The 14,798-nt window shown below is 60.1% G+C and carries 12 protein-coding genes; 5 read left to right on the top strand and 7 right to left on the bottom strand.

Going from position 1 to position 14,798, the window contains the following annotated elements:
- Positions 1-13 precede the first annotated feature (13 nt).
- The 3 genes from BLW24_RS06110 to BLW24_RS06120 all read left to right on the top strand — a co-directional run bounded on the left by BLW24_RS06110 (position 14) and on the right by BLW24_RS06120 (position 2,928).
- Positions 14-1,471, top strand: coding sequence for a hypothetical protein (locus BLW24_RS06110; RefSeq protein WP_090377994.1), 1,458 nt, complete (start codon positions 14-16; stop codon positions 1,469-1,471).
- A gap of 12 nt (positions 1,472-1,483) precedes the next feature.
- On the top strand, positions 1,484-2,167 hold the full coding sequence (locus BLW24_RS06115) for a hypothetical protein (protein ID WP_090377996.1): 684 nt from the start codon (positions 1,484-1,486) through the stop codon (positions 2,165-2,167).
- Positions 2,168-2,283: 116 nt separating this feature from the next.
- Positions 2,284-2,928, top strand: a complete 645-nt coding sequence (locus BLW24_RS06120) for an acyl-homoserine-lactone synthase (RefSeq protein WP_090377999.1) — start codon at positions 2,284-2,286, stop codon at positions 2,926-2,928.
- A 30-nt stretch (positions 2,929-2,958) separates the two neighbouring features.
- Here the strand turns inward: BLW24_RS06120 and BLW24_RS06125 are convergent, their stop codons facing one another.
- Positions 2,959-3,723 carry a helix-turn-helix transcriptional regulator gene (locus BLW24_RS06125; protein WP_167360332.1) on the bottom strand — a complete coding sequence of 255 codons (765 nt, stop codon included), beginning with the start codon at positions 3,721-3,723 and terminating at the stop codon, positions 2,959-2,961.
- A gap of 15 nt (positions 3,724-3,738) precedes the next feature.
- Here BLW24_RS06125 and BLW24_RS06130 point away from each other — a divergent pair, with 15 nt between their 5' ends.
- Positions 3,739-4,830 (top strand): IS630 family transposase, encoded by a 1,092-nt coding sequence (locus BLW24_RS06130; protein WP_090375546.1) that lies wholly within the window; start codon positions 3,739-3,741, stop codon positions 4,828-4,830.
- A 346-nt stretch (positions 4,831-5,176) separates the two neighbouring features.
- Here BLW24_RS06130 and BLW24_RS06135 read toward each other — a convergent pair whose 3' ends face one another.
- The 4 genes from BLW24_RS06135 to trxA form a co-directional block, all read right to left on the bottom strand.
- Positions 5,177-6,160, bottom strand: coding sequence for a CDP-6-deoxy-delta-3,4-glucoseen reductase (locus tag BLW24_RS06135; RefSeq protein WP_090378005.1), 984 nt, complete (start codon positions 6,158-6,160; stop codon positions 5,177-5,179).
- Positions 6,160-7,626 (bottom strand): 4-hydroxy-3-polyprenylbenzoate decarboxylase, encoded by a 1,467-nt coding sequence (gene ubiD / locus BLW24_RS06140; RefSeq protein ID WP_090378009.1) that lies wholly within the window; start codon positions 7,624-7,626, stop codon positions 6,160-6,162. The genes BLW24_RS06135 and ubiD overlap by 1 nt, the downstream gene beginning before the upstream one ends.
- Before the next feature lie 135 nt (positions 7,627-7,761).
- Positions 7,762-9,021 carry a transcription termination factor Rho gene (gene rho / locus BLW24_RS06145; protein WP_090378011.1) on the bottom strand — a complete coding sequence of 420 codons (1,260 nt, stop codon included), beginning with the start codon at positions 9,019-9,021 and terminating at the stop codon, positions 7,762-7,764.
- A gap of 257 nt (positions 9,022-9,278) precedes the next feature.
- The gene (gene trxA, locus BLW24_RS06150; RefSeq protein WP_090241426.1) at positions 9,279-9,605 is read right to left on the bottom strand and encodes a thioredoxin TrxA; all 327 of its coding nucleotides are present in this window, start codon (positions 9,603-9,605) and stop codon (positions 9,279-9,281) included.
- Between the two features lie 279 nt (positions 9,606-9,884).
- Here trxA and ppx point away from each other — a divergent pair, with 279 nt between their 5' ends.
- On the top strand, positions 9,885-11,387 hold the full coding sequence (ppx, locus tag BLW24_RS06155; protein WP_090378014.1) for an exopolyphosphatase: 1,503 nt from the start codon (positions 9,885-9,887) through the stop codon (positions 11,385-11,387).
- Between the two features lie 59 nt (positions 11,388-11,446).
- Here ppx and ppk1 read toward each other — a convergent pair whose 3' ends face one another.
- On the bottom strand, positions 11,447-13,651 hold the full coding sequence (ppk1, locus tag BLW24_RS06160) for a polyphosphate kinase 1 (RefSeq protein ID WP_090378017.1): 2,205 nt from the start codon (positions 13,649-13,651) through the stop codon (positions 11,447-11,449).
- Positions 13,652-13,669: 18 nt separating this feature from the next.
- Positions 13,670-14,683: a porphobilinogen synthase gene (gene hemB / locus BLW24_RS06165; protein WP_090378020.1), complete on the bottom strand. Its 1,014-nt coding sequence runs from the start codon at positions 14,681-14,683 to the stop codon at positions 13,670-13,672.
- Between the last annotated feature and the right edge of the window lie 115 nt (positions 14,684-14,798).

The raw sequence follows: 14,798 nt of genomic DNA on the forward strand, positions 1-14,798 counted from the left end.
CAAAGGAGACGGTATGAACCAGCAAACCGCCCCCACGCCCCCACTGGTCGCCTCCAGCGACTGGAACCGCTTTCCGCTGCCCGCCTCGTTTCGCGGCTGTGTGGATCACACCCCCTGCCTGCTGGAAGATGAAAACGGCAGCCAGGCCTGGAAACGCTATATCGAGCAACTGGCGCAGACGCCCTTCGGCGATATCTGCTTGGGCCGGCTACATGCCGACGAACGCGTGCTGGATGCAGCCCTGGCGGAGCTGCGCGCCTGCGCTCCGCAACTGCGCCCCTGGCTGGACGCCCAACAGCCCGCCGACATTGACCCGCTAACCCGACTAATCTCGCGGCATCCGCAGTGCGGTATCCAGCTACGCGTGCAACTCGGCGGGCATACCTGCGAACAGATTGGCGAACAGCTGATCGCGCTGATTGAGGTGGTCGAAGCACTACGGGGCGCGCCGCTGTGCCTGGTGCTGCAGGACGCGCCTGGCGCCTCGCCCGCACAATTGCAGGCCTGCATCGAGTTCGCCCAGCATTTCGCCATCGAACGCATCACCCTCTGCGACCAGCAGGCGCGCCTGACACCGTTAGGCGTGCGTAACCTGCTGACCCACCTGCTTGAGCAGTTTCCAGAATTGCCAAGCAGCGGCCCGGCCCTGGCATTCAAGGGCAACGACAGACACGGTTTCGCCCTGGCTAATAGCATGTCGGCGATCGCCAATGGCATACACTTCGTGCATGGCGCGATTCTGGGACGAGCAACCCAGGAAAGCCCACTGGCGCTCAATCAGCTGCTGAACAACTATGCCATCCCCCAGGCGCAGCAAGCCAACCACTATGCCGAGCTTATCGGCCAGCTTACCGGTCTGCCCATCGAGAGTAGCCAGCCGCAGCCTAGTCAAGCGTTCGACAAACTCATCCCGCTTAATCAACAGCGTTTGCACACAGCGGAAGGCTCAGCCAGGCCAAGTGGTAGCCGCAACGAGACACCACGCTTCATCTTTAAAGTCAGCGCCGACGACTGGCATGTGCAGCTGCTGATCGAAGTAGGCAATCAACAGCTCGACCTCGGCGAACGTGTACACCACTACGTTTTACTGCTGCTAGCCCGCGAGTTCTGCCAGCAACTGCAGGCACGCCAAACCGCCAGCAGCCCTGCCACGACAGACCCGATGAGCCTCGGCTGGATTGAGCGCGAGCACCTGCACAAGATGATCGGCGACAGCCAGGCACAGCTCAACGTCAAGGTTTTCCGCGCTATCAAGCAAATCAACTGCGCTTTCAGCAGTGTCGGACTACCGAGCTACAAGCCCGTCCTTACCAGGGTCGGCAGCATTCGCTTCGCCTGCCCGGATTTCACTATTTACAAAGAATCCAGCCTTGAGCAGGACGTGCGCGGCTGGGCCCAGCGTGTTGCTGAGCCAGTCACCGCCAGTACCAGCCCACCCACGTCTGCCCATTCACCTACAACACAACCATAAGAAGGAGACACCATGCACAAGACACTGCGCGCCACCCTAGTACTCTTAGCCGTTGGCCTGGGTAGCCACTCGCTGGCCCAAGCCAAACCGCTACAGGCAAACCCACCACTGCTGGAACAACTGGCCAACCTGACATTCGTCAGTTCCAGCCTGATCAAGCAAAGCGCTTATTTCGAAGCCAATCAGGTGGTGCGCCGTTTCTTCCTGTGCATTCCGGAAGCCTCGAATCACAAGCTCGAACCTGGCGTGTTGGAGAACGTGGAGAAGTGCTTTAACGAAACCGTCGACGACAAAATCCATATCAATATCGGCGGCAATCTCTCCAACGGCCGAGCTGCGGCCCTGGCCATCGCCACCCAAGGCCTGGCGAGCATCCGCGATAGCGCATCGTTTTCCCTGAGCGCGCCCTATATGAGCCAATACCAAGGCGGCCGCCTGGCTGGCACCGGCACCATCGAGTTGAACTTCAATGTCATGGTGCATCAGAACATCACCGCAGTTTCCGGTGACCCCAAGCCGTTCGACCCAACCCCCGGCCCACAGCTGTTCGTTAGCAACAACACCCTAGGACTGAAAGCCGTGCGGCCCGGCGTTTGGCGCATCACCCTGCTCAAGGTCAACCCGCTGCTGACCCAGTTAAGCCCGAACATCCAGTTCAAAGACCCCTTCCCGCACTACCCCATCGACCGACCTTAACCCCGCAATAGTGTCATCGGGAACAATCCGGCAACTGCCCAATAAGACAGCTGCCGGATCGCCAATCACACTTCTACAGTCCCCTCCCAAGCACAGTCGCTCCGGGAGAAACACCGATGCACGCATCTACGCAAACCGACAACACGCGGGATTTCCGCCTGATTGTCGATCCACATCTGAGCCAGTTAACCGCCTGCTTGGAACTGCGCGAGGCGGTTTTCGCTCGTGAATTGCGTTGGGTAGCGACTAGCGTTGACGGCCAGGAGCGCGATGTTTTCGATCCGTTCAGCGTGCATGTGGCAGTCATCCATCGCTGGCGGCCAGCCGGTTACCTACGTATTACGCCTTACGGCTCACCCTGGATGCTCAGCGCATGCTTCGACTTTCTGCTCGAGCCAGGAGTATCTGAGCGTTTCGAACCCGACAGCCTGGAAGTTTCGCGCCTGGCGGTCGAACGCCAATATCGAGGGCACAAACAGCTGGGCGCGTTTGGCGTCTTCGATCTACTGATCAAAGGCATAATTGAGCATTCGTTAAACACTGCGACGCGCTATTGGTACGTGGTGGTCGCCGAACCCATCTATCGTTTATTGCTGAGCAAGGGCCTACCCTGCGAACGCCTCGGCCCATTGGTGCAGATGCCCGATGGTGTACAGACCCTAGCGGTGCGTATCGACCTGACAGCCTTTCTCGCAGTGGCTCCGCAATTCTTCACCCGCGAACTGGATCGCCCGGTGTTGGCGAAGGCCCTGGCCATCTAAACCGCTGCGGCCTCACACAGCCCCGCCAGGCTAAACCGCGATCACGCCAAAATGAATGGCCTTGGCAATCGCCTGAGAGCGGTTGAGCACGTCTAACTTGCGGAAGATATTGCCGAAATGGAATTTCACCGTCCGCTCGGAAATGCTCAGGATATTGGAAATGTCCCAGGTGCTCTTGCCTTCTTTGGCCCAGTGCAGCACCTCTATCTCGCGTTGTGAGATCTCCGGCGCCATCAGACTATGACGATTCAAACTACCCTGCCGATTGAATATCTCGTGCAGGTGCGGGGCCAGATAATCTAGGGCATCGACATAATCCTGCGCCTGTTCACGCTCCGGCAGTGTCATGGAGATCAGCGTAGTACTGGTACGCGAGCGACCACTGACGCAGCAGGCGATGCCATTGTTGCCAACAAACTGCCGTGACAGATGGAGAAACTCCTTGCTCGGCGCTTCGTTGGCATAACCCGCCCCCCAGGAAAATGCATGGGTTTCGTGCTCGGCAAGCTTGAGGACCGGATCTTGCAAATGAAAGGATTTGCGAAAGTAGATGTCGACCCACTCACTGCTATAGCCATAGTTGAGCAGTCGTCGGCTGGCCTGGGGGTCGAGCGTGGTGAAGTTGTCGAGACAGATGACCAGAGACGTGAACGGGATGATGCTCTTGGCAAGCTCGATAACGTAATCGACCTCTTCTTTGTCGCTACTGGACTTGATGCAGCACTGTGCTAGTGAACTGTCTGTAAAATTCGTTAATCCAATGCCGGGCCAGTATACTGCGCGCTCTATCGTCATGAATTGAGCTCCCATATGGCCCGGCCAGCAGCCCCATTCTTCTTGAGTCCCAGTGATGCCGACATGCTGCAAGGCTGGTTACGCATGGGATCGCTGCCTCAGAGCATCGGCCAGCGGGCCAGAATTCTGTTGCTGCTGGCCAACGGTCTCACGCCCAAGGAGATCAGCGAGCAGCTGCAAGTCTCTGCGCCAGTGGTCTTCAAATGGCGTAAACGCTACCAGGAGACCGGTCTGGAGGGGCTGAGTGACCTGCGGCGCAGTGGAGCGCCTCGCAAGCTCAACGAAGCGAAGATCAAGGAAATCCTGACGCTGACGACCCAGCGAGTCCCGCGCGAAGCTACCCACTGGAGCCTACGGTTGATGGCCAAGTACGCTGGGGTCAGCATCTGGCAGGTCGCACAGGTGTGGGCTGCTGCCGACCTCAAGCCGCACCGGTTGAAAACCTTCAAGATCAGTAACGACCCGCACTTTGCAGACAAAGTGGTCGATGTCGTCGGGCTCTATTTGAATCCGCCCGACAACGCCCTGGTGCTATCTGTTGACGAAAAAACACAGATCCAGGCGCTGGACCGCACACAGCCCATGCTGCCGCTCAAGCCCGGGCAGATTGAGCGGCGGACGCATGACTATAAGCGCCACGGTACGGCCAGTCTGTACGCAGCCTTTGACATCCTGACGGGTAAGGTCATCGGCCGTATCACCCAGCGGCACAGGGCCAAGGAGTTTTTGGAGTTCCTTCGACAGATCGACCGCAGCACCCCCGCCGAGCTGGACCTGCATGTAATTCTGGACAACAGCTCGACTCACAAGACCGCTGCCGTCAGGGAATGGCTGGAGAAGCATCCCCGTTTCAAGCTGCACTTCACACCGACCAGCGCCTCGTGGCTGAACGCCGTGGAGGGCTGGTTTGCGCAACTGGAAAGACGGGCGCTTTATCGTGATGCCTTCAGCAGCGTGGCTGACCTGAGAGCGGCGATACGTCGCTTCATTGAGGCTCATAACGAACATTCGGCTAAGCCGTTCCGCTGGAGCAAAACGGCTGAGTCGATTATCAGCTCCGTGCATCGAGCAAAGCTGGCTGTAATTCGGAATGAGTTATTGGATTAACCAGACAGGCCACTAGTTCGAGCAGTTTTACCAGGTCGCTACGCGAATGAAACATGCTAGCCATGACGCATTTGCCTCCCTGCTATCCAATCGATATTCGCTGTTCATCGAAAAAATAAGCCGACATGCCGCACCCGAAGGCTGCGCAAATTCGCCGAACGAGCCGATGCTAGCGCAGGATTGTCTGCAGGCTCAATAATTTAGTATCGATCACTAATAAATAATTCGCAAACAACTGACACGCACCACCCTTTAGCCGAATAGCGGGCAGCACACCGGGCGAACGCCCTAAAATGGGGCGCCCGTATCAGTTAGAAAAATAAGACCGTGACTACCCGAAGGGCGATTATGACTTTTCAGCGGGCACGCGCGGCGCGTAGGCGAATACATCCGCGCGCATCTGGTGGGCATCCATACCCGCCTCGACCAATGCATCCAGAGTCGCGTAGACCATCGCCGGTGAGCCGCTGGCGTAGACATGCAGCGCCTTGAGGTCAGGAAAATCTTCGCGCACCGCTTCGTGCAGCAGGCCGCAACGGCCCTGCCAGCCGCACTGGTCGCTGACCACCTGATGCAGCAACAGGTTGGGCACTTGCTGCCACTGCGCCCAATGCTCCAGCTCGTAGAAATCTTCCGGACGACGCGCGCCCCAGTACAGGTGCACCGGGTGGGCGAAACCGGCAGCGCGGCAGTGTTCGATCAGGCTGTGCATCTGCGCCATACCGGTACCGGCGGCGATCAGCACCAGCGGCCCATTCGGCAGCTCGGCCAGATGGGTATCACCGAAGGGCATTATCACTCGCGCCAGGCCGGCACGGCGCAACTGGGCAATCAGTTCGACAGTGGCGTCATCACGAGCCAGTACATGCAGCTCCAGCTCGCGTCCGCGATGCGGTGCCGAAGCCAGGGAGAACGCCGCGTAATCATCGCCATCACGCTGCAGCAGCAGGTATTGCCCGGCGTGGTAGCGCGGCGCCTTGCCGGCCGGCGCCTGCAGGCGCAGACGAAACACATCGCCGCCCAGCTCATCACACGCAGCAACCTGGCAAGCCAGTTCACGCACCGGCAGCTCGCCCGGCGCGAGCACGCCATCCCAGTGCAGCACGCAGTCCTGCAGCGGCTCGGCCAGACAGGTGAACAGCTCACCGTGAGTCAGCTCAACCCCACCCTGCTGCACACGCCCTTCAACCAGCAGCGCCGCACAGATATGACAATTGCCATTGCGGCAGCTCTGCGGACAGTCGTAACCCAGCCGCCGCGCGGCATCGAGAATGCGTTCGCGGGGCTGCACGTCCAGTACGGCACCTGACGGGTTCAGGGTGACTTTCATCAATCAATTCCCAGCTCAGACCACAGCGCATCGACGCGCTGTTTGACCGCTTCATCCTGAACGATAGCCCGGCCCCACTCGCGGTTGGTTTCCCCAGGCCATTTATGGGTGGCATCCAGCCCCATCTTCGAGCCGAGGCCGGAGATCGGCGAGGCAAAGTCGAGGTAGTCGATTGGCGTGTTGTCGATCATCACCGTGTCACGCTTGGGGTCCATGCGCGTGGTAATTGCCCAGATCACGTCGTTCCAGTCCCGTGCGTTGATATCGTCGTCGGTGACGATAACAAACTTGGTGTACATGAACTGTCGCAGGAACGACCACACACCGAGCATTACGCGCTTGGCGTGGCCAGGGTACTGCTTCTTGATGGTCACCACCGCCATGCGATAGGAACAGCCTTCCGGCGGCAGGTAGAAGTCGGTGATCTCGGGGAACTGCTTCTGCAGGATCGGCACGAACACTTCATTCAGCGCCACGCCGAGGATCGCCGGTTCATCTGGCGGCCGACCGGTGTAGGTGCTGTGATAGATCGGCTTTTGTCGACGGGTTATGCGCTCAACGGTAAACACCGGGAAGGTATCGACCTCGTTGTAATAGCCGGTGTGGTCGCCGTACGGCCCTTCCGGCGCGGTCTCGCCCGGATGGATCACCCCTTCGAGAACGATTTCGGCGCTGGCTGGCACCTGCAGATCACTGCCACGGGCCTTGACCAGTTCGGTGCGGTGGCCGCGCAGCAGGCCGGCAAAAGCGTATTCAGATAGGCTGTCGGGCACCGGAGTAACCGCGCCAAGAATGGTCGCCGGATCGGCGCCTAGCGCCACGCACACCGGGTAGGGGCGATCCGGGTACTTCTGGCACCACTCGCGGTAGTCCAGCGCACCGCCACGGTGGCTGAGCCAGCGCATGATCACCTTGTTGCGCCCGATCACCTGCTGGCGGTAGATGCCGAGGTTCTGCCGTTCTTTATTCGGGCCTTTGGTGATAGTCAAACCCCAGGTAATCAGCGGGCCAACATCGCCGGGCCAGCAGGTCTGCACGGGCAGTTTGCCGAGGTCGACTTCGTCGCCCTCCTCGACCACTTCCTGGCACGGCGCATCCTTCAACACCTTGGGTGCCATGCTCAGCACCTTCTTGTAGATCGGCAACTTATTCCAGGCATCCTTGAGGCCCTTCGGCGGCTCGGGCTCCTTGAGGAAGGCCAGCAGCTTGCCGATTTCACGCAGCTCGCTGACTTCTTCCGCGCCCATGCCCAAGGCCACGCGCTTCGGCGTGCCGAACAGGTTGCCGAGCACCGGCACATCGAAGCCTGTGGGGTTCTCGAACAACAATGCCGGCCCAGCTTTACGCAGGGTGCGGTCGCAGATTTCGGTCATTTCCAGTACAGGGGAAACCGGCGTTTGGATGCGCTTGAGTTCGCCGCGCGTCTCCAGACCGCGAATAAAATCGCGCAGGTCACAATACTGCATGCAGATGCCTCGTTTCGGGCCGAGCAATAGGGGCGCAAAGTTTAGCGCCGAACTGGGTCTTTCAGAAGGGAAAGCCAGCCTTCAGACACACAAAAGCCGGGCTTACCCGGCTTTTGTTGTAGGGCGAAGAACGCCTTACTTACGCTTCATCGACTGGAAGAACTCGTCGTTAGTCTTGGTCGCTTTCAGCTTGTCGGTGAGGAACTCGATGGCAGCAATCTCATCCATCGGGTGCAGCAGCTTGCGCAGAATCCACATGCGCTGCAGTTCGTCATCGGCGGTCAGCAACTCTTCGCGACGGGTACCGGCGCGGTTGATGTTGATCGCAGGGAACACACGTTTCTCAGCGATACGACGGTCCAGCGGCAGTTCCATGTTGCCGGTGCCTTTGAACTCTTCGTAGATCACTTCATCCATCTTCGAGCCGGTTTCCACCAGCGCGGTGGCGATGATGGTCAGCGAGCCGCCTTCCTCGATGTTACGCGCGGCGCCGAAGAAGCGTTTCGGCTTCTCCAGGGCGTGGGCGTCGACACCACCGGTAAGCACCTTGCCGGAGCTCGGGATTACGGTGTTGTAGGCGCGGGCCAGGCGAGTGATGGAGTCGAGCAGGATGACCACGTCCTTCTTGTGCTCGACCAGGCGCTTGGCCTTCTCGATCACCATTTCAGCAACCTGCACGTGGCGGGTTGGCGGCTCGTCGAAGGTCGAAGCCACCACTTCGCCGCGCACAGTGCGCTGCATTTCGGTCACTTCTTCCGGGCGCTCGTCGATCAGCAGCACGATCAGGTGGCACTCGGGGTTGTTACGTGCAATGTTCGCCGCGATGTTCTGCAGCATGATGGTCTTACCGGCTTTCGGCGGTGCAACGATCAGCCCGCGCTGACCTTTGCCGATGGGGGCGCAGAGGTCGATCACCCGGCCGGTGATGTCCTCGGTGGAGCCGTTACCGGCTTCCATGACCAGACGCTGGTTAGGGAACAACGGCGTCAGGTTTTCAAACAGGATCTTGTTCTTGGCGTTTTCCGGGCGGTCGTAGTTGATCGTGTCAACCTTGAGCAGCGCGAAGTAACGCTCGCCTTCTTTCGGCGGGCGAATCTTGCCGACGATGGTATCGCCGGTACGCAGGTTGAAGCGGCGGATCTGGCTCGGCGAGACGTAGATGTCATCGGGGCCAGCGAGGTACGAGGCATCCGCAGAGCGGAGAAAGCCGAAACCGTCCTGGAGAATCTCCAGCACGCCATCACCGGAGATTTCCTCACCGCTTTTAGCGTGTTTTTTCAACAGGGAGAAAATCACGTCCTGCTTGCGCGAACGGGCCATGTTTTCCAGGCCTTGTTGTTCAGCGAGTTCCAGCAGTTCGGTAATCGGCTTTTGCTTGAGTTCGGTCAGATTCATAGGAATGACGTAATCATGAAGGAGGGGAATAAGCTATTTAGCTTGGGAGGCCGCGCCGCTGAGAAGGCGACTTGATCGCCTGCTTGTATATCTAAAGATTCGAATAGGAATGCGTCGGCGACGGCTTGCAGGGGGCTGCATAGAAAATGCAGCGAGGCCGAATGTAACACCGGGTTTATTCATACGTCCAGCGCCCAGACAGAAAAAAGCCCCGCAATGTGCAGGGCTTCGAGGGCTTGTTGCCGGCTCAGCGCAACTTAGATGTTGCTGTCGAGGAAGGCTGCCAGCTGCGACTTGGACAGTGCGCCCACTTTGGTGGCTTCAACATTGCCGTTCTTGAACAGCATCAGCGTCGGGATGCCACGCACGCCGAACTTCGGCGGAGTGTCCTGGTTTTCATCGATGTTCAGCTTGCAGACTTTCAGTTTGCCCTGATAAGTCTGAGCGATCTCATCGAGCACCGGGGCGATCATTTTGCACGGGCCGCACCACTCAGCCCAGTAGTCGACCAGCACCGGGCCTTCGGCCTGGAGAACATCCTGGTCGAAACTGGCATCGCTGACATTGGTGATGAATTCGCTCATGGAAAGTCTCCGAGTTCGTAAGCAAAAGATGGCCGACATCATAGCCCGGCTTTTCCCTCACAGGAAGGCGATGGCAATTGAGCTTCTCTATGGCCTGACCACAAGCCAGCCACGCAACTGCCTGCGTCACAATTTATTCAGACGGCCGGCAAACCCTGGCCAGCCACCGGACGAACCAGAGAACAGCCGGTTTGGCCGGTACCTGCGACATCAGTATGCGTTGGCGGGGCCAGCCTATCGTGGCACGATGACGCGGTTCCGCATTGAGATGGTTCTGCCATGCCGCATACCCCTGCCGAGTCTTTTCCCTTGATTGCAGCTATCGACCTGGGCTCCAACAGCTTCCATATGGTGCTGGCCAAAGCCGATCACGGCGAGATCCGCATCCTCGAACGCCTCGGCGACAAGGTCCAGTTGGCCGCCGGTATCGACGAGCAGCGCCTGCTTAGCGAAGAGGCCATACAGCGCGGGCTCGATTGCCTGCGGCGTTTCGCCCAGCTGACCGCCAGCCTGCCGGAAGGCGCGGTGCGCGTGGTGGGCACCAATGCCCTGCGTGAGGCGCGCAATCGTGGCGAATTTATCCGCCGCGCCGAGGAAATTCTCGGCCACCCGGTTGAGGTCATCTCCGGGCGCGAAGAGGCGCGGCTGATCTACCTCGGCGTGTCGCACAGCATTGCCGACACCCCAGGCAAGCGCCTGGTCGCCGATATTGGCGGCGGCAGTACCGAATTCATCATCGGCCAGCGCTTCGAGCCGCTGCTGCGTGAAAGCCTGCAGATGGGCTGTGTGAGCTTCACCCAGCGCTTCTTCAAGGATGGCAAGATCACCCCGGCGCGTTACGCCCAGGCCTACACGGCGGCGCGCCTGGAGATCATGGGTATCGAGCACGCCCTGCGCCGCCTGGGCTGGGAAGATGCGGTGGGCGCATCCGGCACCATCAAGGCCATCGGCCTGACCATTCAAGCCGCCGGCTTGGGCACGGGCGAGGTCAACGCCGAGGGCCTGGCCTGGCTCAAGCGCAAAGTCTTCAAGATCGGCGAGGTGGAAAAGCTCGACCTCGACGGCATCAAGCCGGATCGCCGGGGGATTTTCCCGGCGGGCTTGGCGATTCTCGAAGCGATCTTCGACGCCTGCGACATCCAGCGTATGAGCCATTCCGAAGGCGCGCTGCGCGAAGGCGTGCTGTATGACCTGCTCGGCCGTCATCAGCATGAGGACGTGCGTGAACGCACCCTGAGCTCGCTGATGGAGCGCTACCACGTCGATCTGGAGCAGGCCGCACGGGTCGAGAGCAAGGCGCTCGCGGCGCTGGAGAAAGTCGCCAACGACTGGCAACTGGAAGACGACTGGCACCGCGAGCTGCTCAGCTGGGCGGCCAAGGTGCACGAAGTGGGCCTGGACATCGCCCACTACCAGTACCACAAGCACGGCGCTTACCTGGTTGAGCACTCGGACCTGTCCGGGTTCTCGCGTCAGGATCAGCAGATGCTCGCCCTACTGGTGCGCGGCCACCGGCGCAATATTCCCAAGGACAAGTTTGCCGAGTTCGGCGCCGAAGGCATCAAGTTGATCCGCCTCTGTGTGCTGCTGCGCTTTGCCATCCTGTTCCACCACATCCGTGGCAGCCAGGAAATGCCCAACGTGCTGCTCAAAGCGGCCGAACAGCGCCTGGAGATTCAGTTCCCTGAAGGCTGGCTGGAGAGCAACCCGCTAACCCAGGCCGACTTCACTCAGGAAGCGGAGTGGCTCAAGCGTATCGGGATTGAACTGAGTGTGAGCTGATGCTCACGCCCTCCCCCAAATTGGCAGAGGGCAATTCAGCGAGATGTCAGCAGCCCAGCTTAGCGGGCGCTGATCAGCGGTGCGGTGAGCTTCTCCAGCAGGCCAGCCTGCGCGCTGCGCGGGTTCTGGTTGCCGCTTGGGCTGACACGCAGATAACGCCCGTCCGGCTGCAGCACCCAGGCCTGGGTGTTGTCGGTCAGGTAGCTTTCCAGCTCCTTCTTCACCCGCAGAATCAGCTTCTTGCCTTCCACCGGGAAACAGGTCTCGACCCTCTTGTCGAGGTTGCGCTCCATCCAGTCGGCACTCGATAGGTAGATCTTCTCCTCGCCGCCATTGGAGAAATAGAACACCCGCGTGTGTTCGAGGAAGCGGCCAATGATCGAGCGCACCTGAATATTGTGCGAGACGCCGGCAATGCCCGGACGCAGGCAGCACATGCCACGCACCACCAGGTCGATCTTCACTCCGGTCTGACTGGCCTTGTACAGCGCGCGGATGATCTTCGGATCGGTCAGCGAGTTGAACTTGGCGATGATATGCGCCGGTTTGCCCTCAGCTGCCAGCGCGGTTTCGCGGGCAATCATGTCGAGCAGGGTCTTCTTCAGGGTGAATGGCGCATGCAGCAGCTTTTTCATGCGCAGGGTCTTACCCATGCCGATCAGCTGACTGAACAGCTTGGACACGTCCTCACACAACGCCACATCGGCGGTCAGCAGGCTGTAGTCGGTGTACAGCTTGGCGTTGCCGGCGTGGTAGTTGCCGGTGCCAAGGTGAGCGTAGCGGACGATCTCGCCGTTCTCACGACGCAGGATCAGCATCATCTTGGCGTGGGTCTTGAAACCCACCACGCCGTAGATCACCACCGCGCCGGCGGCCTGCAGGCGACTGGCCAGTTGCAGGTTGGACTCTTCATCGAAGCGCGCACGCAGCTCGATCACTGCGGTGACTTCCTTGCCGTTACGTGCGGCTTCCACCAGTGCATCGACAATTTCCGAGTTGGCCCCGGAGCGGTACAGGGTCTGTTTGATGGCCAGAACGTGCGGGTCTTTCGCGGCCTGGCGCAGCAGGTCGACCACCGGGGTGAACGACTCGAAGGGATGCAGCAGGAGGATGTCCTGCTTGCTGACCACGCTGAAAATGTTCTCGGCGTTCTGCAGCAACTTGGGAATCACCGGAGTGAACGGCGTGTACTGCAGCTCCGGATGGCTTTCCAGACCCGTGATGCTGAACAGCCGGGTCAGGTTGACCGGACCATTGACCCGGTACAACTCGGCCTCGGTCAGGCTGAACTGCTTGAGCAGGTAATCAAGCAGCGGCCGTGGGCAGGTGTCGACCACTTCCAGGCGCACCGCATCGCCGTAACGGCGGCTGAACAGCTCGCCACGCAGGGCGCGGGCCAGGTCTTCGACGTCCTCGGTGTCCACCGACAGATCGGCGTTACGGGTCAGGCGGAACTGGTAGCAGCCCTTGACCTTCATGCCCTGAAACAGGTCATCGGCGTGGGCGTGAATCATCGACGAGAGAAACACATAGTTGTCGCCAGGGCCGCCGACATCCTCCGGCACCTTGATGATCCGCGGCAGCAGACGCGGCGCCGGGATGATCGCCAGACCGGAGTCGCGGCCGAAGGCGTCGATACCTTCCAGCTCGACGATAAAGTTCAGGCTCTTGTTCACCAGCAACGGGAACGGGTGCGTCGGGTCGAGGCCGATCGGAGTGATGATCGGCGCGATCTCGTCGCGGAAATAGCGGCGTACCCAGGCCTTGTGCTTGGCCGTCCAGAAGCGCCGACGGATAAAGTTGATGTTGTGCTTGGCCAGTGCCGGGAACAGGGTGTCGTTGAGGATCGCGTACTGGCGATCCACCTGCTCGTGAACCAGCTCGGCAATCCGCGCCAGCGCCTGATGCGGCTGCAGGCCATCGGCACCCGCCTGTTCGCGGGCGAAGTTGATCTGCTTCTTCAGCCCGGCAACACGGATCTCGAAGAACTCATCCAGGTTGCTGGAGAAGATCAGCAGGAACTTCAGCCGCTCCAGCAGCGGGTAGGACTCGTCCAGCGCCTGCTCTAGCACGCGGATATTGAATTGCAGCTGGGACAGCTCGCGGTGGATATACAGGCTGCTGTCATCCAGGTTATGGATCACCACAGGCGCTGGAGCGACCGGCGCGGGGGCTTCGATGACAGGCACTTCCACGGCTACAACCTCGTCGACGACCGGCTGGGCGTCTTGCAATTCAGGGGTACTGAGTCCTTCGGTGTTCATTACCAAGTCCTGGCGGGGCTATTGCCCCTGCTTCAGCAGTTCTGCCGCGCGCACGGCGAAATAAGTCAGGATGCCATCGGCACCCGCACGTTTGAAGGCAGTCAGTGATTCAAGAATCACCGCCTCGCCCAACCAACCATTCTGAATAGCCGCCATATGCATGGCGTACTCACCGCTGACCTGATAGACAAAGGTCGGCACTTTGAATTCCGCTTTGACCCGCCAGAGGATGTCCAGGTAGGGCATGCCCGGCTTGACCATCACCATATCCGCGCCTTCGGCCAGATCGGCGGCCACTTCATGCAGCGCTTCATCGCCATTGGCCGGGTCCATCTGGTAGCTGGCCTTATTGGCCTTGCCCAGATTGGCTGCCGAACCCACCGCATCGCGGAACGGGCCGTAGTAGGCGCTGGCGTATTTGGCCGAGTAGGCCATGATCCGCACATTGCTGTGGTCGGCCAGTTCCAGCGCCTCGCGGATCGCCTGCACGCGGCCATCCATCATGTCCGACGGCGCGACCACCTGGGCACCGGCGTCGGCATGCGACAGCGCCTGTTTGACCAGGGCATCGACGGTGATGTCGTTCTGCACATAGCCCGACTCATCGAGGATGCCGTCCTGACCATGGGTGGTGAACGGGTCCAGCGCCACGTCGCTGATCACCCCCAGCTCGGGGAACTTGGCGCGCAGGGCACGGATTGCACGCTGGGCGATGCCGTCCGGGTTCCAGGCCTCTTCGGCCAGCAAGGATTTCTTCTCCTGCGGCGTTACCGGGAACAGCGCCAACGCCGGAATGCCCAGGGCCACCCAGTGCTCGGCTTCCTTGAGCAGCAGGTCGATGGACAGGCGCTCGACACCCGGCATCGAGGCAATCGCTTCGCGGCGGTTTTCGCCGTCGAGGACGAACACCGGCAGAATCAGGTCATCGACACTCAGGCGGTTTTCCCGCACCAGACGTCGGGAAAAGTCATCACGGCGGTTGCGACGCAGGCGAGTGGCGGGAAACAGGCGATTGGCGGGGGTAAAGCTCACGGCAGGCTCCGAAGCCCGTAGCAACGGGCAAGTGTGACAGTTATAAGCGGCCATTATGACCAAAGTATGACAACGCACGACAGCGCTGCGACCGCTTGCCGCAAGCCCAGCAAGC

It is taken from the genome of Pseudomonas anguilliseptica (genome assembly GCF_900105355.1).
GTDB lineage: Bacteria > Pseudomonadota > Gammaproteobacteria > Pseudomonadales > Pseudomonadaceae > Aquipseudomonas > Aquipseudomonas anguilliseptica.

What these genes read in the sequence shown, in the direction of transcription:
- trxA (WP_090241426.1), bottom strand. Translation starts at nt 9,605, where the DNA reads ATGAGCGAATTCATCACCAATGTCAGCGATGCCAGTTTCGACCAGGAT.
- BLW24_RS06125 (WP_167360332.1), bottom strand. Translation starts at nt 3,723, where the DNA reads ATGACGATAGAGCGCGCAGTATACTGGCCCGGCATTGGATTAACGAAT.
- ubiD (WP_090378009.1), bottom strand. Translation starts at nt 7,626, where the DNA reads ATGCAGTATTGTGACCTGCGCGATTTTATTCGCGGTCTGGAGACGCGC.
- BLW24_RS06120 (WP_090377999.1), top strand. Translation starts at nt 2,284, where the DNA reads ATGCACGCATCTACGCAAACCGACAACACGCGGGATTTCCGCCTGATT.
- rho (WP_090378011.1), bottom strand. Translation starts at nt 9,021, where the DNA reads ATGAATCTGACCGAACTCAAGCAAAAGCCGATTACCGAACTGCTGGAA.
- BLW24_RS06110 (WP_090377994.1), top strand. Translation starts at nt 14, where the DNA reads ATGAACCAGCAAACCGCCCCCACGCCCCCACTGGTCGCCTCCAGCGAC.
- ppx (WP_090378014.1), top strand. Translation starts at nt 9,885, where the DNA reads ATGCCGCATACCCCTGCCGAGTCTTTTCCCTTGATTGCAGCTATCGAC.
- ppk1 (WP_090378017.1), bottom strand. Translation starts at nt 13,651, where the DNA reads ATGAACACCGAAGGACTCAGTACCCCTGAATTGCAAGACGCCCAGCCG.
- BLW24_RS06115 (WP_090377996.1), top strand. Translation starts at nt 1,484, where the DNA reads ATGCACAAGACACTGCGCGCCACCCTAGTACTCTTAGCCGTTGGCCTG.
- BLW24_RS06130 (WP_090375546.1), top strand. Translation starts at nt 3,739, where the DNA reads ATGGCCCGGCCAGCAGCCCCATTCTTCTTGAGTCCCAGTGATGCCGAC.
- BLW24_RS06135 (WP_090378005.1), bottom strand. Translation starts at nt 6,160, where the DNA reads ATGAAAGTCACCCTGAACCCGTCAGGTGCCGTACTGGACGTGCAGCCC.